Source organism: Streptomyces sp. NBC_01335, assembly GCF_035953295.1.
In the GTDB taxonomy this organism is placed as follows: Bacteria; Actinomycetota; Actinomycetes; order Streptomycetales; family Streptomycetaceae; genus Streptomyces.
Window position 1 is genome coordinate 25,437 of record NZ_CP108370.1, and the last position, 21,929, is coordinate 47,365.

General features: G+C 70.2%; 19 protein-coding genes and 1 pseudogene. 9 read left to right on the plus strand and 11 right to left on the minus strand.

The genetic code is table 11. The annotated features are described in order from the left end of the window. Positions 1 to 9: 9 nt before the first annotated feature. Positions 10 to 2,580: a class III lanthionine synthetase LanKC gene (gene lanKC, locus OG599_RS00130; RefSeq protein ID WP_327173810.1), complete on the minus strand. Its 2,571-nt coding sequence runs from the start codon at positions 2,578 to 2,580 to the stop codon at positions 10 to 12. Between the two features lie 314 nt (positions 2,581 to 2,894). Here lanKC and OG599_RS00135 point away from each other — a divergent pair, with 314 nt between their 5' ends. Continuing rightward, a complete protein-coding gene (locus OG599_RS00135) occupies positions 2,895 to 4,595 on the plus strand; it encodes a hypothetical protein (protein WP_327173811.1) in 1,701 nt (566 codons plus the stop codon). 369 nt (positions 4,596 to 4,964) lie between these two features. Here OG599_RS00135 and OG599_RS00140 read toward each other — a convergent pair whose 3' ends face one another. Next, positions 4,965 to 5,303, minus strand: coding sequence for a helix-turn-helix domain-containing protein (locus OG599_RS00140; protein WP_327173812.1), 339 nt, complete (start codon positions 5,301 to 5,303; stop codon positions 4,965 to 4,967). A gap of 904 nt (positions 5,304 to 6,207) precedes the next feature. Here OG599_RS00140 and OG599_RS00145 point away from each other — a divergent pair. Then, entirely contained in the window at positions 6,208 to 6,597 is a 390-nt protein-coding gene (locus OG599_RS00145) for an ATP-binding protein (protein ID WP_327173813.1), read from the plus strand. Between the two features lie 85 nt (positions 6,598 to 6,682). On the opposite strand, the pseudogene OG599_RS00150 reads toward OG599_RS00145, so the two are convergent. From OG599_RS00150 to OG599_RS00160, 3 genes and pseudogenes are all read right to left on the minus strand, one after another. Next, positions 6,683 to 6,793 (minus strand): annotated as a pseudogene (locus OG599_RS00150) (IS5-like element IS4811 family transposase); the annotation flags it as partial. A gap of 625 nt (positions 6,794 to 7,418) precedes the next feature. Next, positions 7,419 to 7,907, minus strand: coding sequence for a DUF4265 domain-containing protein (locus OG599_RS00155; protein WP_327173814.1), 489 nt, complete (start codon positions 7,905 to 7,907; stop codon positions 7,419 to 7,421). Positions 7,908 to 8,053: 146 nt separating this feature from the next. After that, the gene (locus OG599_RS00160) at positions 8,054 to 8,407 is read right to left on the minus strand and encodes a winged helix-turn-helix transcriptional regulator (protein ID WP_327173815.1); all 354 of its coding nucleotides are present in this window, start codon (positions 8,405 to 8,407) and stop codon (positions 8,054 to 8,056) included. 140 nt (positions 8,408 to 8,547) lie between these two features. Between OG599_RS00160 and OG599_RS00165 the strand changes: the two genes are divergently transcribed. Then, complete coding sequence (locus OG599_RS00165; protein ID WP_327173816.1) at positions 8,548 to 9,531, plus strand: NADP-dependent oxidoreductase; 984 nt, start codon at positions 8,548 to 8,550, stop codon at positions 9,529 to 9,531. Between the two features lie 263 nt (positions 9,532 to 9,794). Here OG599_RS00165 and OG599_RS00170 read toward each other — a convergent pair whose 3' ends face one another. Continuing rightward, positions 9,795 to 10,802, minus strand: a complete 1,008-nt coding sequence (locus OG599_RS00170) for a hypothetical protein (RefSeq protein WP_327173817.1) — start codon at positions 10,800 to 10,802, stop codon at positions 9,795 to 9,797. Positions 10,803 to 11,209: 407 nt separating this feature from the next. Here OG599_RS00170 and OG599_RS00175 point away from each other — a divergent pair, with 407 nt between their 5' ends. The 3 genes from OG599_RS00175 (at position 11,210) to OG599_RS00185 (ending at position 15,453) form a co-directional block, all read left to right on the plus strand. Beyond that, entirely contained in the window at positions 11,210 to 13,417 is a 2,208-nt protein-coding gene (locus tag OG599_RS00175; RefSeq protein ID WP_327173818.1) for an MMPL family transporter, read from the plus strand. A 141-nt stretch (positions 13,418 to 13,558) separates the two neighbouring features. Beyond that, on the plus strand, positions 13,559 to 14,782 hold the full coding sequence (locus OG599_RS00180; RefSeq protein ID WP_327173819.1) for a sensor histidine kinase: 1,224 nt from the start codon (positions 13,559 to 13,561) through the stop codon (positions 14,780 to 14,782). After that, entirely contained in the window at positions 14,779 to 15,453 is a 675-nt protein-coding gene (locus OG599_RS00185) for a response regulator transcription factor (RefSeq protein ID WP_327173820.1), read from the plus strand. The genes OG599_RS00180 and OG599_RS00185 overlap by 4 nt, the downstream gene beginning before the upstream one ends. 182 nt (positions 15,454 to 15,635) lie before the next feature. Here OG599_RS00185 and OG599_RS00190 read toward each other — a convergent pair whose 3' ends face one another. Both OG599_RS00190 and OG599_RS00195 read right to left on the minus strand, forming a co-directional pair. After that, entirely contained in the window at positions 15,636 to 15,842 is a 207-nt protein-coding gene (locus OG599_RS00190; RefSeq protein ID WP_327173821.1) for a hypothetical protein, read from the minus strand. A 166-nt stretch (positions 15,843 to 16,008) separates the two neighbouring features. Next, a complete protein-coding gene (locus OG599_RS00195) occupies positions 16,009 to 16,965 on the minus strand; it encodes a LysR family transcriptional regulator (protein ID WP_327173822.1) in 957 nt (318 codons plus the stop codon). A 164-nt stretch (positions 16,966 to 17,129) separates the two neighbouring features. Between OG599_RS00195 and OG599_RS00200 the strand changes: the two genes are divergently transcribed. Beyond that, positions 17,130 to 17,645: an SRPBCC family protein gene (locus tag OG599_RS00200; RefSeq protein ID WP_327173823.1), complete on the plus strand. Its 516-nt coding sequence runs from the start codon at positions 17,130 to 17,132 to the stop codon at positions 17,643 to 17,645. A gap of 66 nt (positions 17,646 to 17,711) precedes the next feature. Here OG599_RS00200 and OG599_RS00205 read toward each other — a convergent pair whose 3' ends face one another. Continuing rightward, the gene (locus OG599_RS00205; protein WP_327173824.1) at positions 17,712 to 18,164 is read right to left on the minus strand and encodes an Lrp/AsnC family transcriptional regulator; all 453 of its coding nucleotides are present in this window, start codon (positions 18,162 to 18,164) and stop codon (positions 17,712 to 17,714) included. 110 nt (positions 18,165 to 18,274) lie between these two features. Here OG599_RS00205 and OG599_RS00210 point away from each other — a divergent pair, with 110 nt between their 5' ends. Both OG599_RS00210 and OG599_RS00215 read left to right on the plus strand, forming a co-directional pair. Further along, positions 18,275 to 18,892, plus strand: coding sequence for a LysE family translocator (locus OG599_RS00210; protein ID WP_327173825.1), 618 nt, complete (start codon positions 18,275 to 18,277; stop codon positions 18,890 to 18,892). A 46-nt stretch (positions 18,893 to 18,938) separates the two neighbouring features. After that, positions 18,939 to 19,397, plus strand: coding sequence for a PaaI family thioesterase (locus OG599_RS00215; RefSeq protein WP_327173826.1), 459 nt, complete (start codon positions 18,939 to 18,941; stop codon positions 19,395 to 19,397). Between the two features lie 298 nt (positions 19,398 to 19,695). On the opposite strand, the gene OG599_RS00220 is transcribed toward OG599_RS00215, so the two are convergent. Both OG599_RS00220 and OG599_RS00225 read right to left on the minus strand, forming a co-directional pair. Further along, on the minus strand, positions 19,696 to 20,271 hold the full coding sequence (locus OG599_RS00220) for a transcriptional regulator (RefSeq protein WP_327173827.1): 576 nt from the start codon (positions 20,269 to 20,271) through the stop codon (positions 19,696 to 19,698). Then, positions 20,271 to 21,896 carry a helix-turn-helix domain-containing protein gene (locus tag OG599_RS00225; RefSeq protein WP_327173828.1) on the minus strand — a complete coding sequence of 542 codons (1,626 nt, stop codon included), beginning with the start codon at positions 21,894 to 21,896 and terminating at the stop codon, positions 20,271 to 20,273. Before OG599_RS00225 ends, OG599_RS00220 begins: the two co-directional genes overlap by 1 nt. Positions 21,897 to 21,929 lie beyond the last annotated feature (33 nt).

The window sequence follows — 21,929 nt, forward strand, 5'->3', positions numbered from 1 at the left end:
GTCCGGAGTTCAGGGGGTGTACGGACCGGGGAGCAGCCGTACACCGGGGCCGTCGAGCACCCGGGCGAGGGCGAGCAGCACTCCGGCGCCGCCGGATCCCAGGTCTGCGTGGAAGCGCTCCTCGGCGGCGCCGAGAACGCGGAGGCCTTCGGGATGCCGGATCGCGTACTTGGCGAGACCGGTGGCGACGCGCAGGGCGGGCCACCGCTCGTCCGGCCCGCCGAAGTGCTGGGCGTGTTCGGCCAGCGCGTACGCGAGCCCGGCGAGGCCGGAGTACAGGCCCGGATCCACGGTGCAGATGAGCCGGCACGTGGACACGATCCGCGGCAGCGTCCGCGCGCAGCGCTCGTCACCGGTCGTGGAGGCCAGCCTGGTGAGCGCCAGGACCACGCCTGCGGAGCCCTCCCACAGATACGGCAGGTTTCTGGTCCGCGTGGTGTCCCGGAACAACATCCCGTTTGCGCCACCGTCGACAGCCCGGTCGAGCTCGGCGTGCATCAGAGCGACCGCTCCCCGGAGGTAGCGCGTTTCGCCGGTGTACTCGCCCAGCGCGTGCAGGAACAGGGCGGTCCCGGCGAGTCCGGACGCGAGGCCGGGAACACCGGCGTCGGATACCAGCCGTCGGCTGTCCTCGACGTCGTGGACGAAGGAGTCTCCGATCCGGGTGGCGAAGGCCAGCCGGTGGTCGCCGCCGAGTCTGGTGTGCAGCGCGAGGTGGGCCAGCCCGATGCCGGACGCACCGTGCGCCAGTCGGGCCGAGGCGAGGCTGAGCGGATGGCGCAGGGATGCGTCGAGAACGGCCCCGGCTTCGTCGTCGAGGCCCAGCTCGGCCAGGACCCAGGCGATGCCCGCGGTGCCGTTCTGGAGGCCGGGCGCTAGAGCAGTGACGCTCGCCAGCGCGTCGCGGCGGAATCTGGCCACCAGGTCGTCAGGGATCCCTGTCCCGGACTGCCGCAGGGCGTGGAGCACACCGGCCGTTCCGTGTTCCAGGCAGTGGGTGTTCACGGTGTAGCCGTGCGGCGACGGCGGGAACACCCAGTCCCGGCCGTCGGGCCTGGCCATGGCCAGGAGTCCGGCGGTGAGGCCGGCTCGCAGACGCTCGAGCGCTCCCTCCGGATCCGCGTCGAGTGCGGCTGCCGTGGGCAGGTCGTGGGTGGGAGCCGAGTCCTTGACGGTGGTGGCGCGGTGGTAGCGGGTCGCGCTGCGCCACAGATCCTCGGGGACGGGCGCGACCTGTTCGAGGTCGCGGCGGTACAGCTCGGTACGGCCCGCCGGGTCGCGCTCCAGAGGCTGGTTCAGCGGAAAGAGGGCGAACTGCGCCAGCCCGGAGAAACCGTACTCGTCGTCCTCCACGCCCGCCTCGACCAGGGCTGGCGGCGGCTTGTAGCCCGGCGTGCCCATCGGATGGGGCTTCTCCGTCAGCGGGTTGGCGGTCTCGAAGTCGATCAGGCGCACACGCAGGTCGTCGAGAACCATCACGTTGCCGTGGCTCAGGTCGCCAAAGCGCAGGCCGATCCCGTGCAGCCGGTCGAGGTCGGCGCGCAGGCCGGCCAGGACGCGTTCCACCTCGGCCAGGTACGCGCTCTGCCGGGCGGGGTCCACGTCTAACCGGCCCATCGTCGTGTTGGCGGCGACCCACTGCACGAAGCCGGTTCCGTCGATGAACTCGGTGACCAGGAAGTCGTTTTCCCACTCGGTGAAGAGGTCGATCGGTTCGGGACAGAGGCCGGGTACCTGGGCGTGGACGCGTTCGAGCATCGCCCACTCGTGGCGGAGCCTGTCGTGGGAGTCGGTGCCGTCTCCCATGAACCCGCTGTGCGCCCGTGCCTCCTTGACGAAGACCGTGCGGCCGGTACGGGTGTCGGTGGCCCGGTAGGTACCGCCGCCGTTGCTGTGGCGGATCGCCCCCGTGACCTCGTACCGCCCGTTCAGCAGAATCGGTCCGGCATGGGGCTGCACCGGCGGGCTGAACGGGTCCTCCACGCCGGGCGGGAGGACGAACTGGGCGGACCGCACGTCCGGGACGTCGTTTCCGTGGCCGTCGCGGACTAGTTGGAGGTCCGTGCCGTCTGACTGGACCCGGGAGCGGCTGCGATGGGCTCCGTACCGGTAGTGGACGACGCCCTCGTCCCCGTAGCGGCGGTCACTGAGGATGTACGGTCCGACCTCGTCCTTCAGATCGGCCGAGAGCCGGTCCATCAGCCGCCGGGCGGTCGCGACATCGGGCGGGTAGATCGTGCAGAACTTCCCGGCCTGCGCCCGGTCGACGTGCTTGTGGTGGAACACCTCGAAGAACAGCCGTGTGGCGAGATGCTTGAAAACCAACCGCTCGTCGAAGCAGGCCGCTGCCACCGTGTCGAGCGTGAACCGGACCCGCTCCGGCCTGGTGGACACATGGACTTTCCAGCCCTCTTCCACGAGCACCGGGTCGGCCGGGCGCCAGCAGGTCCAGACGCCGTCGGTCGATCCTGACCACCCGTCGGGAATCGTGCCCGGTGCGTACGTCTCGCCCACGTTCGAGGCGCGGTCCAGCGGAGCGTAGAACTCCTTGTCCACCAGCGTCAGCCAGAAGGGGTTCATCGTCCGCTCCTTCAAGGGTCCCGGTCTCCGGGGAGGCCCCGGCGCCGGAAACGACGCTAGCCAGGTGCCGGGCACCCCCGTAGCCCCCCGTTCGGGCGGCTTGCGGAGCGGGCCGTGCCCCACGTGCCTGTCGCGTCCGGCACAGACTGTCTTCGGCACGTATTCCATGGAGTTGATGCCGCAACAGGTCTGGGCACCGCGCGCCACACTCGGTATCGTCCTGCGGCGAGCGGTTGGGGCAGCCTGAAGGGACAGTGTCCGTGAGCGGTTCGGGGAAATCCGGCTTAGCGACTCGGGAGGAGCTGCGCGCGGCGGTGGCCGTGCATCCGCTGGTCAATCTGACCGGACCGCTCGGGGTCGGGAAGTCCGCGTTGGCGGCCGGCCTCGGGAACGCGGAGAGGGTGGACCTCGACCGGCCCGACGGGCGTGTCGCACTGCGGCAGGCACTGGCCGGCCCCGCCGGGCGGACGGTGGTGGTGGACAGCGTCGACGGCCGGGTGCGACGGGATTCCCTGCACGCCGAGTTCGTGCGCCTCGGCGACCAGCGGCCGACCGTGGTCGTGGTCAGCCGCAAGCCGGTCCTGGTCGATCCGCTGTGGGCGTACTCCGGCGCCGCCACCGTCACCGTGGCAGCCGCCCCCGAGGAGTGGATCGCCGCGCGAGCCGGCGCTGTCGAGGATCCGGACGGCCGCACCCTCGTGATCCGGCTCGCGGCCGGCATCCCCCTGATCGCCGACGCGGTCTGCCGTGCCCTGGAAGCGGGCATACCGCCGACCGCCCTCGGAGCGGTCGCCGACCAGGTGGCCGAGGAGATCCTGGAACGGCTCGGCCGGGAACTTCCCGGGAGGCAGTGGTGCCACGCCCTGCGGCTGCTCGCCACGGTGTGGTCCGGAGACGAGAGGCTCGTGCCGGGCGGCCCCGACCACTTCGCCTCACTCGCCTCGCTCAGCGTCGTCGGCCGGGACACGCTGGGGCTCCGGATCACCGAGCCGTACCGGACCGTGTTCGAACTCGCCTACCGGTGGAGACGACCGGAGGCTCACGAAAACGTCCGGGTCCGTGCCCGCGACTACCGCCTCGCCCTGCTCGCCGGCGCCCGCGACCACGCCGAACGGGCCGCCCTCACGGAACAGGGGATTTTCCTGGGGGCCGCCCCGCTGGTCCACCGCGCCCTCTTCCCAGCCGACCAGCGCGCGGTGCGCGTCCGGACCGCCGCCGCCTCGGACGCCGCTGACGTCGGACGGCTGATGCACCAGTGGGCTCTGGACAGCGGTTTCGACCCACGCCTCTGCGACCGGCTGACCGAGCGCTGGGCCGGAGACGACATCTCCGCCTTCCACATCGTCTACGACCGGCACGAGAGGGCGATCGGCCTCGCCAACCTCATGCCGATCGACGAGCGGACGACGACGGGCATGGAACTCCTGCTCCAGCAGCACAGTACGGCTCTGGCCGGGGGCGGTCTCTTCCTGGGCGCCGCGCACTGTCCCGATCCGGCCGTCCGTGCGCACCTGCTGCGCCACATCCTCCGACAGGCCGCCGGCCGCGGCGGGCAACTGGTCGTGTCCACGGCTAACCTCGAGTACCAGGGCCTGGTGCGCGGTCTCGGTTTCCGGGGCCACGGCGTCATCCGGGACGATGTCTTCCACTGCGGCCGCCGTCCGGCCGTCTACACCAACGACTTCTCCGCCGCCGCGTTGCCCTGGTGGCTGGGCAGGGTCACCGGGGCAGGCGGCGGGCGCCCGCCGGGGGGAGCGGGCCTCGCCGGGCCCCGCCTCGCCCCCAAGGAACTGCAGATCCTGCTGGACTACGTCTCGGGAATGACTCTCAAGTCCGCGGCACGCCGTGCGGGCGTCTCCCCGAACACGGCCAAGGACTACCTCAACCGGGTCAAGTCAAAGTACCGGCTGGCGGGAAGGCCCGCGTATACGAAGATCGATTTGGCCCACCGGGTACGGGAGGACGGTCTCGCCCCGGAGGGACGCGAATCCCTCGTCGCGGGTCCGGTCATGTAGTCATGGGGCCGGCTCACTCGGCCTCATGAAGACCGGCGCGGGGCTACTCACCGGCTTGCCACGAACCAGAGCATCAGCCTGACTCTGTCGGGGATCTTGGTCACGCCGTAAGGCGCTGTGGTTCGAGGGGAGGTGGAAGACTCCCATCTCTGGCCTGTCGCAGCAGGTCAGCGTAGCTGAGGGCAGCCTGACCGGGTGGTACCCGGGAAGGGCGGGAGCGACCCTGACGAAGCCGGAACGTGCCAGCATTGCCAGATGGTGCGGGTCCGGCGAGCGAGACGACGAGGAGTACGTGAGGAATCGCCCGTGGTGTGTCCAGCTCCGGGTCGGTCAGTCCTCCTCGACCTCCGTCGCGGAGAGCGGGCCGTGTCAGGCCGCGGTCAGCGGGTCTCCCGGAGCGGCGGCGCGGTGGTGTTCGGCGTTGATGCGCTGTGCTTCTTCGAGCTGGTCTTCGAGGATGATGATGCGGCAGGCGGCGTCGATGGGGGTGCCCTGGTCGACGAGCTCGCGGGCGCGGGCGGCGATCCGCAGCTGGTAGCGGGAGTACCGGCGGTGTCCGCCGGCGGAGCGCAGGGGGGTGATGAGGCGGGCCTCGCCGAGGGCGCGCAGGAAACCCTGGGTGGTGCCCAGCATGTCGGCGGCCCGGCCCATGGTGTAGGCGGGGTAATCGTCGTCGTCGAGACGGTCGTACGAGTCGTCTGCGGTCACTTGCACCTCTTCCTGGAACGCGTGGAGGGGCCCTGGTGCCTGTGGCACTAGGGCCCCGAAGGAACTGCTACACCATCTGCCGGCCCTGGTTCTGCGCCGGCCTTCTGTGTCCGCCGTCCCGACCTGAACGGTGTCGGGGATGCGGGGATCGCGGTTGCTTGACCGGAGACCACCTCACTATCGATGTCCTGCGGTACCCGGACTCAGACGTCCGTCCGGGCGATCCTGATGGCGCTCGGCTCCTCCGTTTCTTCCCTCGGTGAACAACTGCCTACCCATGGGGAACTGCGAACTGCTGGCACTGCTTTTCCTGCGTACTGCTGGTGATGCGAACTGCTCGGCGGCCTCGACCCGCGCCGCTCTTCGGCAGCCAGCCCCGTCGCCCGTCCTGCGTCTGCTCCGGCTCAGAACCCCACTGCCGAACCACCCGGTGCGCGCGTCCGCAGCCGACGCCTTCACCGAGGTACCAATCACTCCACTTCGCTGCGGGGTACCGCCCCGCCCTTTGCGGGAACTGCGGTCCTGCTCGCGGCGGCCCCTGATCACTGCGGGCCACCCGGTCCGGTCGTCAGCCACGTCGCCGTCGTGCACCTGCTCTGGCTTCGCGACTCCACCACCGCACCGTCCTGCAACTACATTTATTGCTCCCGGCAGTTCGTGTCTGCCGGGCCCTGCTGTCTCACTGGCTACGAGAGAAACCATAACCACACCACCACCCAATGTCTACTCCCGCCATTACAGATTTTCACCCGTTCGATGGCGAGGTATTCGGCGTCGAACAGTGAGGGATGCGGCCCGGGCACAGACCCGTCACCGCCGATTGACGGGCCACAGTCCGGGCATAAGCTACGCACAGGGCAAAGAGAGCCGGGCCCCAACCGATGCGGGAACCAGGGGCGGCCAGATGGACACCATGAGCGTGAACCTCACCCCCGCCCTCTCCGCGTCGTCCATCGCCGACGCGCGCGACGACGCCCACGCCTTCCTCGGCGCGCTCGTACCGGCGTGCGCGGCCGAGGCCACCGGCACCGTGGTCCTGGTCGTCTCCGAACTCGTCACCAACGCCCTGCGCCACAGCGACGGCACCTGCACCCTCGACGTGACCGCACACCCGGACGGCATCGAGGTCGCCGTACACGACCACAGCCCGCTACCGCCGCGCATGCGCACACCCGACCTGCACGGCGGCACCGGAGGCTTCGGCTGGCCCATGGTCAACCGCCTCGCCCGCACCACCACGGTCACTCCCCAGCCCACCGGCGGCAAAACCGTCAGCGCCCTCCTCCCTCGATAGCGCTACACGATCAAGATCCTGAACATGGCGGCACGGCCTGTCTCCCCGGCGCCACGATCGCATCATGGCCCGGTTCCCGAGGGCGGCGGGTCAGGCGTCTGGTCATGAGGGTGATCGCCGCCCAGGTGATCAAGGTTTCGGAGTGCTGGACGAGCCGTTCGTAGTCCCGCGTGTGGCGGCGGGCGTGCATCATCCAGTGGTTAAGGGCGCCATGGAGAGGGTCCGCGAGGGCCGTGATGAACGGTTGAGGCCGGATGCCCGCCCGCACGCGGTGTACTGCTCGGCGGCGTGTCGTTCCAGGCAGTGGCGGTTGCGGCGTCATCTGGTGGCGGTCCGCGGTGAGGACGAGCGGAGGCCGTGCCGCACCGCAGCCCAGGTCCGCCGCGTCGTGACCGACCTGACCTCGGACGCATGCGTGCGGACCGGGTGATGCGCCGTCCGGCGCCCTCGCTCAAGGGGTACGCCCTGCCCTGTCCTCAGGGCGGGCGACCGCCGAAGCACGGCAAGGAGTTCCGCTTAGGGGCAGTGGGAAGCCGGTGACGACGACATCCTGGTCGTCTTCGACGCCGGCTACGACGCCCCGCGCATGGCCTACCTCCTCGGCGGCTTGCCCGTCGAGGTAGATCACTATCGTCTGGGCCGACTCCGCCTACGCCGGAAAACGGGCATCATGGTCGAGCACACTCGCCTCTGCGGCCGTCGTATGAACGTGATTCCAGGGCGGAACGCATGCTCATGCGGGGGCCGTCCGCTTGCCCGGCGAATGCCCAGGCGAGTGAACCTGTGCGACTCGACGTTCGAAATCAGAGCGAGAGACAAACTCAGGCATTCCACCACTCATCGGTGCCACAGCCGACCTCGTAGTGCCACCAACCTTCCTCTTGGCCTTGCGCCAGAAGGGCCTTGATCCCGGCGAAGTCCGCGCCGGCTGGCGCAGTGAAGGCCACCATGGGGAAGTCGACACTGAAGACCTCCCCTCCAAGGCTGAACGCCGAAAGGCGTTGATGCACCGCCTGTGGACTGCGCCCCAGGGGGCCGGTGGGCACGGGCACCACACGGACCGTGCAGTTGCCGGAGGAGCTGACCCGACCGACAGCCCAGTGGAGCCCGTCGGAGTCAGTCCGGTACCGCACCACGTCGCCTTCGGCCACCCCATCCTGAAGGAAGGGGGCGTTCTGCACACGGGCCGCGTCGTCGCCGAGCTTCGTGGCCCACAACCCCTCCGTGTCCTGTGGGAACCACCCCTCACGAGGGACAAGGCGGAACCAGACCTTGATCTTCTCGACAGCGCTCTCCATGACGGTCATCATGCGCCGACCGACAACACCGCCCCGCACCGGGCCCGATCCCAGCGATCAACCGTAGCTGTCACGCGAGTGCCTGAGGATAAAAGACAAGCTCAGTGCCTGTTTGGCATCCGATGCACTTCCAGAGAGGCCGACGCTGAAATCGGGGATTACCTGATCTGGGTGTTCGTCTCGACCCAGTGACGCAGGTGTGCCAGCGGGGCTGCGGCACCGTGTCCGAGGTCCGTGAGGGCATAGTCGACGCGGACCGGGACTTGCGCGATCACGGTGCGGGTGATGAACCCGTAGTCCTCCAGTCGGCGCAGGGTCCGGGTCAGAACTTTCGGGCTGACGCCCTGCAGGCAGATCTGAAGGCTGGTGAACCGGCGCGGGCCTTCTTCGAGGGCTCCGATGGCCAGGGCCGACCACTTGCCGGACAGGACGTCCAGGACGTCGCGAGCCGGGCAGAGCGCGGCATAGACGTCTCCGGTGCGGCTGGGGGGATCGACGGGTGTCGTTGTCATGAAAGATGCCTCCTGCCTGCGACTCTACCCAAAGGGAAGCAAGGGTGCTTGCGGGTCACCAAGGGTGCCGACCTACCGTGGACCGCATCACCACCGCGGTCGCCCGAGGATTGTTGCCGCCCTTACTGGAAGAGTCGTACATGTCTGATCAGAACGTCGGTTCCGCGATGCGGGCCGTGGTCTTCACCGACTTCGGCGGCCCGGAGGTTCTGGTGCCGATGACAGTGCCACGCCCGGAACCTCTGCCCACTGAGGTTCTGGTTCGGGTGCACGCTGCTGGGATCAACCCGCTGGACCTGCGCACCCGGGCTGGTTTCCCTACCCCCGCCAGGGCGGCCCTCGGAACGGGGCCGCACATCTTGGGCTGGGACGTTTCGGGCACAGTGGTGGGGACCGGTCCGGGTGAGTTCCTCTACGCGCCCGGCGACGAGGTCTTCGGCCTGCTCTGGCTGCCCCGGCCCGCCGGCGCCTACGCGCAGTACGTCACCGCGCCCTCACGGCAGTTTGCTCGGAAGCCCGCGAGCATCGACCACGACCACGCCGCCGCACTGCCCCTCGCCGGGCTGACGGCCTGGCAGTCCCTGACCGACATCGCCCAGCTCGACGGCGGCGAGCGCGTACTGATCCATGCCGCGGGGGGAGGTGTCGGCCACCTCGCCGTCCAGATGGCCAAGCACCTTGGGGCGCACGTCATCGCCACCGCTTCCGCCGGCAAGCACGACTGGCTGCGCGCTCTGGGGGCCGACGAGGTGATCGACTACCGGGCCACGCCATTCGAGGAGGCCACCGGGAACATCGACGTGGTGCTCGACCTCGTCGGTATCGCCCAGCCGGATACCGCTACCCGCTCCCTCACCGTCCTGAAGCCCGGCGGGCTCTTCCTGGGTGTGGCTCCCGGCCGGCCGGCAGGCTTCACCGAGGCAGCCGCAGCAGCCGGCGTCCACGTCGCGCCCGAACCGCTGGTTGAACCCGACGGACACGGTCTCCAGAAGATCGCCCAGCTGGTGGAGGCCGGCGCGCTGGCCGTTCACCTCGACAAGGTCTTCCCTCTCGACGCTGCTGCCGACGCCCACACCTATGCGGAGACCGGGGCACGCGGGAAGACAGTCCTGCGTGTGATCTGACGACGCAGAGGCAGTGTGCTCAACGCTGTGGAACCTGAGCCGTCGAGGTCGGCACGGCATCCTGTTGTCCAGGACCGCCGGGCGGTGAACGCGCCCGGAGGGCGGCCGCCCGGCGCCCGCAGGGGCCGCCAGGCCCCGGAGGGCGGCACCCCGCGCGCTGCGTGGCAGCCTGGTCGCACCCCGGGCACCCGCCCGGCAACGAAAGGCGCTTGCTGCGCCCCGACCTTGCGGGGTCCCGGCGGTGAGCGCCGGGAGCCGGTTCGTCAGGCGCCGAGAGCGGCGATCAGGGCCGGGGGCGGGGGCGTGGTGGCGGTGGTGAGGTACCGGATGCCGTCGCCTTCGGGCGGTACGGCGGCGCCACGGGGCAGGGGGTGGCGGCGGGAGGTCGCGGTGCGCCATCCGGCGTGCTCGTCCCAGACGAGGGCGGGCGCCGGGGCGTGCTCGGTGTCGAGGACGAGCACGGCCACCACGTGGTCGTCGGCGGGGTGCTGGATGTCGGGCACGGCGGCCGTGGTGGTCCAGCCGGCGCGGTGGACCGCTGCGCCGATGTCCGCGAGGTACGGGGCGATCCGGCGGGCGCGGAGCACGGCTTCGGCGCGGAGGGTGGCGCGGCGGGTCTGGCCGCCGGGGTAGCCGAGGGCCACCGCGGCTTCCTTCGGTGTCAGGGCCGTGCCGGCGGTGACGAGGTCGGCGATCCGGTCGGCGCGCAGGCGGGTCAGGGCGTCCTGGGCGGTGCTGCGGTGCACGCCGAGGGCGTCGGTGACGGCGGCGGCGCTGATCGTGGGGTCCGCGTCGAGGAGGGGGGCGGTGCGTGGCAGGAGCTGGTCGCGTGGGACCTGGTCCCCGGCGCGCTTGGGCCGGCCCGTGGTGGCGGGCTTGCCGGGGCGGTCGTCGCGGTAGCGGTGCACGGTGCCCCGGGGCCAGTGCTCCACACCGCCGACGTCGGTCATGTGCCCGGTGAGGAGCGGGTGGGATTTGTAGGTGTCCCAGGTGCGGGGGGAGACGCCGAGGACGGCGGCGGCTTCCCGGCGGTCCAGCAGGTCCTGGTCGTCGTCCTCGGACGGGAGCGGGGGGCGCGGCTTTCCGGTGAGGTGGGCGTCGACCTGTTCGGCGTCGTAGAGGCGGGTCCGGGCGCGGGGCGAGCTGATCGGGTCGGGGAACCCGTCGGCCTGGTGGTAGCCCTGGTTGAGGTAGCTCTGGTGTTGTATCCCCTGCTGGGCGGCCAGGTCCGCGAGCGTGCGCACGAGGTGGCGGCGGCCGGCTCTGATCACGGGGGTACTCCTCAACTCGGTACGGAGGCGAGACGCCGTCGCGTGAGTGCTATCCGATCCAGATGATGTCCAGGACGGACAGGTGCCGGACCAGGTAGTTGATCACGTAGACGACGGAGAGCTGTCCGACTGAGGCGGCACGTCTGCGCCCTCGGGATGGCTTTCTCTGTCAAGTTCAGCGTGTCGAACTGAGCGCGTGTACTGCGTGCGCAGTAGCCGCCGGTGTACGTGGCGGGACGACGACGTGAGGGAGGTTTTCCGGGACTGTTGAGGCTGCGCGGGAGAAAGCGGGTCGCGCAGTCGGGGGACTGCTACCTGCGCTGTTATGCGCGGGTAGCGAGGGTGACGACTCGGCCGTGCTGCCGCGCATCCATTCTTCGCAGTGGTCGTTTCGTAGGGAGACTTTCGTGTCCACTATTGCCCGGTGGTGCCATGCACACCGGCTCGCGGTTGTGCTGCTGTGGCTGGGGCTGATCGTCGGCCTGGGTGCTGGAGCGATGAGCGCCGGTGCGGCGTATACCAACAGCACCAATATGCCGAACACCGAGTCCAGCACCGCGCTGGACCTGATGAGTGAAGGGTCGTCCGGGGCGTCCGGCGACAGTGGCACGATCGTCTGGCAGACCGATCAGGGCCAGGTCACTGCCGCGTCGGTCGAGCAGCCGATGGACAAGGCCCTTGACCAGATCGCTGGCGCACCGGGCGTCGCGTCGGTGACCAGCCCGTACACCCAGCAGGGCGCCGCGCAGATCAGCGAGGACGGGCACACTGCATACGCGACGGTGACCTTCGACAAGAGCGGCGCGGACCTTCCCAAGGGTCAGGTCGAGCATGTTCAGGACCTGGCCTCTCAGGCCGGTACCGGCTCGCTGGATGTGGAGTTCGGCGGGACGGCGTTCGGGGCCGGTGTGTCGGTGTCGGAGCTGAGCGAGATCGTCGGCATCGGTGCGGCGCTTGTGGTGCTGCTGCTGATGTTCCGCTCGGTGTGGGCGGCGGCGCTGCCGATCCTGACCGGCGTCGCGGGTGTCGGCACGGCTATGTTCGCGACGATCCTGCTCAGCCATGTCGTCACGCTGCCGGACACGACGCCCACGATGGGCGCGCTGATCGGCCTGGGGGTGGGCATCGACTACGCGTTGTTCATCGTGCACCGGCACCGGCGGGGCCTGATGGCGGGCCTGAGTGTGGCCGAGGCGTCGGCGAAGGCGCTGAACACCTCGGGGCGCGCGGTCGTCTTCGCCGGCCTGACCGTGGTCGTCGCCTTGCTCGGCATGCTGACGCTGGGAGTCGGCATCCTCAGCGGGATGGCCTTGGGCGCGGCCCTGACCGTGGTCCTCACCGTTCTGGCGGCCGTCACGCTGCTGCCCGCCGTTCTGGGGCTGCTGGGTCACCGGGTGCTCGGACGGCGTCAGCGCCGTGAGGTAGCGGCCGGCCGGTTCACTGTGCCGGGCGAGCCGAAGGGCCGCTGGGCGCGCTGGTCCACGCTGGTGCAGCGCCGCCCGAAGGCCATGGTCGCGGTCTCGGTCGTGGTGATGGCCGCCATAGCGGTGCCCGCCCTGTCGATCCGGCTCGGCGCGGCGGATGCCGGGAACAACCCGGCGTCCTCCAGCAGCCGCCAGGCATACGACATGCTCGCAGACGGTTTCGGCCCTGGCTTCAACGGTCCGCTGGTGCTGGCAGCTAAGGCGCCGGACGCGCAGGCGCAGGCGCATCTCACGGATCTGGCCGGCGAGCTGAAGAACGTCGACGGGGTGGCCTCGGTCACCGCGGTGCCCCTGCAGCCGGGCCAGGACGTCGGGGTGATCACGGTGCTGCCGGACAGCTCCCCGCAGTCCGAGCAGACCACGGAACTCATCGACCATCTGCGCGACGACGTGATCCCGGCCGCGGAGCACGGCAACGACTTGCAGGTCTACGTCGGCGGGGTGACCGCGAGCAACGCGGACTTCGCCTCCACGCTGACATCCAAGATCCCCTTGTTCCTCGGACTGATCGTGGTCCTGGGCTTCGTCCTGCTGACCCTGGCCTTCCGCAGCCTGCTGATCCCGGCGATCGGCGCGGTGATGAACCTGCTCACCATGGGTGCGGCGTTCGGCGCGATCGTGCTGGTCTTCCAGCACGGCTTCGGCTCGTCCCTCCTGGGCGCCGGATCGGCGGGACCGATCGAGGCCGTGGTGCCGGTGCTCATCGTGGGCGTGATGTTCGGCCTGTCCATGGACTACCAGGTCTTCCTGGTCAGCCGGATGCACGAGGAGTGGTCCCACACCAGGGACAACCGGCGCTCGGTCCGCATCGGGCACGCCGACACCGCACTGGTCATCGCGGTGGCCGCCACGATCATGTTCTGTGTGTTCGCCGCCTTCGCGGGCGGCGGGATGCGGCTGATCGCCGAGTTCGGTGTGGGCCTGGCCGTCGCGGTCCTGCTGGACGCGTTCGTGGTCCGCATGATGCTCGTCCCGGCGCTCATGCACCTGGCCGGCACAGCGAACTGGTGGCTGCCGCGCCGGCTGGACCGCCGACTGCCGCACTTCTCCGTAGAGGGCGACAGCAGTGACCACACCGACCCTCCCGCACCGCACGCGCTCGTGAAAGAGGACGCCGCAGCCACGCGGTAACACCTGACACGGCAGGGCACCGAGGGGCCCGCGGTGCGCCGGAGAGAACCAGACACTCCCTGGCGCACCGCCGGCGTCTGCACGCCGCACCTGATCAAGCCGTTCGCGGCCCGACGCCGACCTGCGAGAGAGACTGCTGACATGCCGTGTTCCGGATGGCCCCACCCCGCTGGCCCTGAGACGAACCGCGCGGCGTCGTCGAGCGCCCGGCGCCAGGATCTGGCGCTCGCAGCGCTGATCGTCCTCATGCAAGTCATCGCGGCCTCACTGGTCGACCAGACGTGGCAGGCCCCGCACCCCGTCCGGATCGCCCTCATCCTCCTCAGCGCGGCCCTCATCCTGGGGCGGCGCCGCCAGCCGCTGCTCGTGGCTGTACTCACGGTCATCGCCGACAGCGCCATGCCGATCCTCCCGCCCCACCAGTCCTGGCTGCCCATGGCCAGCCTGATCGCCCTGTACACACTGGCCACCCACCGCGAACGCCGCCTTTCCTTCAGCGTCGGCGCGGCCGCCGGAGTGTGGCTGACCGCAGCCTCGGTCCTCGCGCGGCCCGGTGAGATCCTGAGCGCCCTGGTCTACTTCGACTACGCGATCGTCGCCGTCGCGGTCGGCGACTCCGTCCGCAGCCGTCGCGCCTACCTCGCCCAGGCCCAGGAACGCGCCGCGGAGGCCGAACGCACCCGCGAGGCGGAGGCCGAGCGCCGGGTCCGCGAGGAACGCATCCGCATCGCCCGCGAACTCCACGACGTGGTCGCCCACCACATCACCCTGGTCAACGCCCAGGCAGGTGTCGCCCGACACCTCATGCACAGCCACCCCGACAAGGCGTACGAGGCACTGAGCCACATCACCGAGACCAGCGCCGCGGCCCTGGACGAACTGCGCGCGACCGTCTCACTGCTGCGCCGCGCGGACGACCCACCACCCTCCTTGCAGCCCGCTCCCACCTTCGGCCAGCTGGACGCACTCCTCGACAGCTTCCGCCACAGCGGCCTCGACGTCCGCTTCCACCAGAAGGGCACACCGGGTCCCCTGGCCGCACCGGCCGACCTCGCCGCCTACCGGATCCTCCAGGAGAGCCTGACGAACGCGCAGAAGCACGGCAGCGAGCCCACCGCTGAAGTCCGCCTCACCTACACCGACCAGACACTCTGGATCAGCGTCACCAACCCGGCGAGCCCCGGAGAACACGGTGCGGGAACAGGACACGGCCTCATCGGCATGCGCGAGCGCGCAGACGCCGCCCACGGCACCTTCACCACGGCCCTGCGCCCCGATGGAACCTTCCGCGTCCAGGCGACCCTGCCCCTGCAAGCCGCGAAGAACGACGAACCGGCCCAGACCGCAAAGGACGACCAGCTGTGACCCTGCGCATCCTCCTCGCCGACGACCAGGCCCTCCTGCGCGGCACCTTTCGGCTCCTGCTCGACGCCGAAGAGGACATGGAAGTCGTCGGCGAAGCCGGCACTGGCCGACAAGCAGTCGAACTCACCCGCAGCGAGCGGGCCGACATCATCGTGATGGACATCCGCATGCCCGAGATGGACGGCCTGGAGGCTACCCGCATCATCGGCGCGGACGACGATCTCGCCGGAGTGAAGATCCTCATCCTCACCACCTTCGAGGAGGACGAGTACGTCGCCCAGGCCCTGCGCGCCGGAGCCAGCGGCTTCCTCGGCAAGGGCATCGACCCGGCCGACCTACTGAAGGCGATCCGCACCATCGCGGCCGGCGAAGCACTCCTGTCCCCCGCCGCGACCAAGGCCCTCATCTCCCGCTACCTCACCCAGCCGACCGCCGCCGCCACGGAACACCTGCCCACCCGCCTGGCCGCGCTGACCCCAAGAGAACGCGAGGTCATGTCCCTGGTCGCCACCGGGCTGACCAATGACGAGATCGCCGAGCACCTCTTCATCACGCCGTTCACCGTCAAGACCCACGCCAACCGGGCCATGGCCAAACTCGGAGCCCGCGACCGCGCCCAACTCGTCGTCATCGCCTACCAGAGCGGCCTCGCGCAGATCGGACGGTCGTAACCTGCTCGATCCGCTCAACACGTAGACCCAACAGGGACGACGACGGTGTTCCATGAGGCCAGCTCCAGGGTGAGCGAACCGCGATGTCGAGGAGGTCGCGGACCATCTCTCTGGCTGGGTCCGGGAGTTCGGTGAGCGTTTTCGCGGCCTGCGGGGACAGGCGTACCGCCCAGGTGTACCGGTCACGGGCGGGCGCCGAGGATGTCGTCGAGGTCCACGAAGTCGCTCTCGTCGCGTCCGGAGTCCACGTAGGCGTCGACGGCCGGAGCGAGCGCGAGGCGGAGCTGCCAGGACGGTGTTCTGCCACGGTAGCCGTCACCCGGACGGCAGCGGTGGAGATGGGCCGCCTTCGGGTCGTTTGAGTTCCGGCCGGCATCCCTGCCACCCACCCCGTGGGGCGGATTGGGTGCCGGCCATCTTCACGTCCAGGCCGCGCCCACGCGCGCCGTACGACCATGCGCGGCGCGCGACCACGCGGGCCGGGCGGTCGGGCGTCCGGGCTGGGGGTCAGGCGGCCCCATCCGATGCAGGAGACATAGCCGTAGCCGTCGGTGGCTACCAGGTGCGGGCGGCCTCCCTCAGTCGTTCACGGACGCGCAGCACGTCGGGATTCGTTTCAGCTCCGGGGCGCTGGAGCAGGAAGAGGGTGTTCAGGGGCGCCTCTTCCGGGTTGTGCAGCAGGGTCAGCCGGCCGGTGTCGAGGTGGTCCTGGCACAGGGAGCGAGGCAGGACGCTGTAACCGGCTCCGGCGTTGACCGCGGAGAGGACGGCGTAGAGGTTGGGGACGGTGACGGCGGCGCGGGCGGTGTGCTGTTTGCCGAAGATTGTGCGCCAGTAGCGGCGGATGATGGGCAGGTCCTCGGCGTAGGTGACCATCGGGACCTCGCGCAGGGCGGCGCACAGGTCGGTGCTGTGCGGGTGTCGAGCGAGGCGCTCGGCCCAGGCGGGGGCGGCGACCAAGAGGTACTCCTCGTCGGCCAGGGGGACGGATTTCCACGTGCGGCCGGGTGGGTGCCGGGTGGCGATGACGAGGTCGTGGCGGCCGGCGCGCATTTCCTCGATGAGCGGTTCGGGCAGTCCCTGGGCCACTCGCAGCTGGAGGCCTTCGGTGATGAGTGGGGCCAGGGCGGGCAGGACCCGGACACAGAGCAGTTCCGAGGGTCCGGCCAGGTGTACCGGTCCGGCCGTGGCCGCGGTGTCCTCCAGGCCGGCGAGTGCGTCGAGCGGGGCGGCGATCTGTGTGGCGAGCTCGTGGGCGTAGGGGGTGGGGTCGACGCCACGCGGGAGGCGGGTGAACAGCTCGCGGCCGGTCTGCTGCTCCAGGGTGCGGATCTGTGCGGTCACCGTGGGCTGGGACAGGCCGAGGCGGGGGGCGGCGGCGGTGAAGGAGCCGGTGCGGTGGACGGCCAGGAAGGTGCGCAGCAGGTTGAGGTCTGCGTGCGGCGGCAGTTGCTTGCCGGTGGTGGCGGGTATGGGGGCTTCCTGGTCCGTGGTGCGCGGCTGGTTGTTCATGACTGCAAGGGTAGTGGTTTCCGTCATCGGGATTCCGATTCCAGGAATCGGATTACCTATTGGTGTGCCGATGGGTTGCGGCTCTACTTTCGAGGACGTCGCCGAGTGGCGGCACTCCTCACCGGCGGCGACGCTGAAGCCCCATCTGTGGAAGGCACCCCCTGATGACCACGCAGAACGCGATCACCTGGCCCGAGCGTTACCTTCCCGGCACCGGCGACAACTTCGTCTCCAATGAGGTTGTCGTGCCCGGCCTCACCGCCGCCCGGGTCTGGCGCCTGCTGACCGACACCTCCCAGTGGGAGGGGTACTACGACAACGTCGCCGACATCTCCTTCCCCGAAGGCGGCGGCCCGGTCCTGGGTGACGGTCTCGTCTTCAGGTTCGGAACGTTCGGCTTCCCGCCTCTGGCCGCTCTCGTTACCGAGTTCCAGGCCCCGGCCGACGGTGTTCCCGGCCGCCTGTCCTGGACCGCGAAGCAGGACGGCACCCCGCAGGAGAAGCTCGACGTGCTGCACGCCTGGCTGGTCGAGGACCTGCCCGGCGGCCGGGCCCGCGTCCTCACCCAGGAGACGCAGATCGGACAGCCGGCAGCCGCTCTGGCCGGCGAGCGCCCGAACCCGATGCTCAACGGCCACCAGGCATGGCTGGACGGACTGATCAGCGCCGCCCGCGGCTGACCCCATCGCCAAGTTCACCGTGAGCATCCTGGGCACCGGCGGGCAGGAAGGGGCGGGACCGGGCGGCTATTCGGGCAGCGGCCTGTCCTGGACGACGTTCTTCATGACGAGGGTGGACGTCAGGCGTTGGACGCCGGGAAGCCGGGCGAGTTGCTGGTCGTAGAGCTGCTGGAAGGTGGCCAGGTCGGCGGTAGCGACCCGTAGCAGGTAGTCGGGCTCGCCGAACAAGCGCTGCGCCTGCAGCACGTGAGGAACGGCGGCCACTGCCTCCTCGAAGGCGTTGACGGTGTCGGGGGTCTCCCAGCGCAGGGTGGCGAAGACGAGAGCCTCGAAGTGCAGGCCGACGGCCGCCGGGTCGACCACGGCCCGGTAGCCGCGGATCGCACCCTCACGTTCGAGATCGCGCAGCCGACGGTGGCAGGGCGAGACGCTGAGCTGCACGCGAGCGGCCAGCTCGGTGACCGTCAGGCGGCCATCGAGCTGCAGTTCAGCAAGAATCTTCCGATCTATGGCATCCATGGAGAAGATTCTTCCCCACATGGCCCGGCCTTGAGGCAGATACGCAAACACATTCGGGCAAATCTGGCCTAGCGTTCCCTCCAGACAAGACACGCGAGAGGGAGCGAGCGATGGATTCGACGACGCTGGCAGCCTTCCTGGCTGTGGACCTCCTGCTGGTGTTCACTCCGGGCGCGGACTGGGCCTACGCGATCTCCGCCGGACTGCGGGGACGCTCGGTCGTCCCGGCCGTAACAGGACTGGTCGCCGGACACGCGGCCTACGCACTGGTGGCCGTCGCAGGCCTGGCGGTGATCGTGGCGAGTTCCCCGGCCGCGCTCACCGCCCTGACTGTGGCGGGGGCCGGGTATCTGCTGTGGCTGGGCTGGGGCGTCCTGCGCCAGCCGGCCGTTCCGGCAGCCGCGAGCGGGAGCGCGGACGCCTCCCGGTGGCAGGTACTGCTCAAGGGCTTCGGGATCAGCGGTCTGAACCCGAAGGCGCTGCTGTTGTACTTCTCACTGTTCCCGCAGTTCATCGACCCGGCCACGGGGTTGCCGGCCGCCGCGCAGACCGGGCTGCTCAGCATGGTGCACCTGACCGCGTGCACCGTCGTCTACCTCGTCGTCGGCGTCCTGGCCCGCACGGTCCTGAGCACCCGGCCTTCGGCCGCCCGCATCGTCACCCGCATCAGCGGTGCCATGATGATCGCCATCGGCACCCTCCTGCTGACAGAGCAACTGGCCGGCTGAGAAACCGTTTGTCTCACCTGGCACGGACGCGAAGGAGAGCACGCGCGTGGAAGACCGTATACAGCAGGACCAGGCGAGCCCTGCGGTGCAAAAGCGCGTTCAGGACAGCTTCCGCCTGCAAGGACTGATGTCCCACCTCGGCGCGCACCTGACCCACATCGGCCCCGGCCGCGTCCACATCACGCTCCCGGCCCGCCCCGAGGTGACACAGCAGCACGGCTACATCCACGCCGGCGCCACCAGCGCCATCGCCGACAGCGCCGGCGGCTACGCCGCGCTCACCCTGTTCGACGAGGAAACCGAGGTCCTCACCGTCGAGTACAAAATCAACCTCCTCGCGCCTGCCGCCGGTGATCACCTGGAGGCGATCGGCACCGTCCTCAAGCCGGGCCGCACCCTCACCGTCTGCCAGCTGGAGGTCTACAGCGTCCAGACCGACGGAGCCCGCAAGCTCGTCGCCAACGGCCAGCAGACCCTCATCCGCGTGAACAGGCCCCCGGCATGAAACTGCCGTCCTGACTGACGTACTGGCAGCAGCCCATACCCAACGTCAACACCCCTCCTGCAGCCCGGACACCGCTTTCACCGGTGGTAAAGATGGAGACCCAGAGGGACCCACACTCGTCACGTCCGAACAGGCGGTCGGGCCGGACGGTAGCCGGCGAGGCCGCCGCACTGCGAGCAGACGATGAGGGCACGGTCGCGCCTTTCGTGGCCAGGCTGGTTGCCCGGCAACGCCTGCTGCGCCCTGAAAACAGTTCAGGCCGCCCCCGGTCGAGGGGGCGGCCTGGTGTGGTGGTGTGTCAGGCGGACCAGCCGATGGAGGAGACGTAGCTGTAGCCGTCGTAGTCGGAGCCGATGAGGTCGAGAACTTCGTCCCACACCGCGTCGAGTTCTTCGAGGTCGTCGTTCATCCAGGCGTCGACGGCCCGGTCCCAGACGCCCCGGACGGTGACGCTGCGGGAGGACAGGTCCCGCTGGTACTTCTGCTCCACCCCGGCCTGGTTGACCGGGTTGATCTCCACCCGGGTGCCCCGGCCGTTGTTGTTGAGCCGGTGCTTGAGGTCGGCGGCGACGTTGCGGCGGCGCAGGTCCCAGTAGGCGGCGTCGAGGCGGGCGAGGTTGGCCTTGTTGGGGGTGCGTTCCTCGGCGAGCCAGGCCATCAGGGTGCGCGGGGAGACGTGGACGCCGGCCCGGTCCATCGCCTCGTACCCGGCATCCGACTTGGTGAGGTAGTTCAGGCGGGCGGCGAGGCCGCGGTCGGTGTCGACCGGCGAGGCGATACCGCGCACCATCCCCTCGATCGCGGTTCCCAGCGCTTCGGCGCCGGGGGCGCCGTTTGCGCCGTACTTCCCGAACTCCATCCAGCGGCCGGCCATCAGCCGCTGGCCTTCCCGACGAGGTACTCACCGGAGGTCTTGCCGTCGCCGGTCTTGACCTTCATCTCGGCGACGCCGCGTCCCTCGGTGAACACCTGCCGCCAGTCCCCGATCACGTGGAGCTCGTCGGTGTGCTTGAGCGCGACGATCTCCAGGGCGGCCTGGTGGGCCTTGTAGGCGCGGCCGCAGTGCAGGGCGTACGCCTGGGCGTGGACGAGGTGCATCCAGTCCGGGCGGACCATCTCACGGTTGTGGACCGACTCCCCCATGGTCGAGATGAACTTCGAGTACATGGCCTTGACGTACTCGGTCGTCAGGGTGTCCCCGGCGGCGATCGCGTCCGCGCGGGCGGCCACCAGCAGCTTGCGCAGCGCGTCCAGGAAATTCTCCGTGGCGCCGGACGTCCAGGACTCGTGGACGAACGGGGCTGCGGTCAGGCCCCACTTCGGGCCGGAGACGCGCAGCAGGAGGCGGAGGGTGGCGTCGGTGATCCAGAGGGCGCCGGGGGTGTCCCGGTCGCCGAGGGGGTCTGGGAGGTGGGGGTGGGTCCAGGGGGCGGGGGTGATCAGGTGGACTCCAGAGCGCTTCGGGTCGACACCGTCCGATCCGGTGGTGTGCTCCAGCTTCCCGATCGGCAGCCACACCTTCATGGCGGAGAGGTAGGCGGCGTTGACGTCCAGGGCCGTGACCTTGATGTCGGTACGGGCGGCGCGCAGGGAGTAGGCGGGGTTCTGGTAGGCGGGGCGGGCCTCCCAGATCTGGTCCGGCTCCTTCGCGGACGGTTTCTTCAGGATGTCGGGCAGGGCGGGGTAGGCGGTGTAGTCGTAGCGGCCGCTGGCCCGGGTCTCGTTGAACAGGCGCATCACGTCCGGGATCGCGCGCTTCAGGAGCGCTTTGAGGGCGGTGTCCTCGTCGCCGCCGGCGCGCTCGCCCTCCTCCTGGACCGCGCCCGTGATCAGCGCCATCAGATCGGCCTCGGCGCGGGCGGCGGACTTGCTCCGGCGCTGCGGGCGGGTCGGCACCGGGACGGGGACCGGCGAGACCGGAGCCGGAGCCGGGGCGGGCGGTGCGGGGGTGTGCGCCTCCAAGGCGGCGGCCGGAGTGGCGGCGGCGGCCGGAGTGGCGGGCTGGCAGAACGCCCCGGCGTGGAGGGGGCGCCCGTCGGTGGACTGGTACGTCGTCTCGACGCCGCAGCGGATGCAGGGGCCCGGGTCGCCCTCCACGACGCGTCCGTCCGGGCCGTGCAACGACTGGGGCGCCGGAGTGAACGCGGGCGGCACGGGCGCGGCGACCGGGGCGGGCGCGGCGACCGGGGCGGGGGGCTGGTCGGTGAACAGTGCCGCGACCGGGTCCGGCGACTGGGGGGCCGGGGCGGCGGTGGGCGGGTAGATCTCGGCGAGGCCCTTCAGCAGCCGCAGGTAGGGCAGGCGGGCGGGCGGGGTCGGGTCGCTCGCTCCGGTTTCCCAGTTCGCGACGGTGGTGCGGCCGACGCCGACGGCGGCGGCGACCTGGGCGCGGGAGAGGCTGGCGGCCTCGCGCAGCCGCTGGCGCTCGACGGGCGGCGGGATCGACGCGGTCAGCCGGGCCTCTTCGAGCAGCGCTTCCACGCCGACGTTCTCACTCATAAGAGAACCGTAACGCACTTGAACCACATTTGG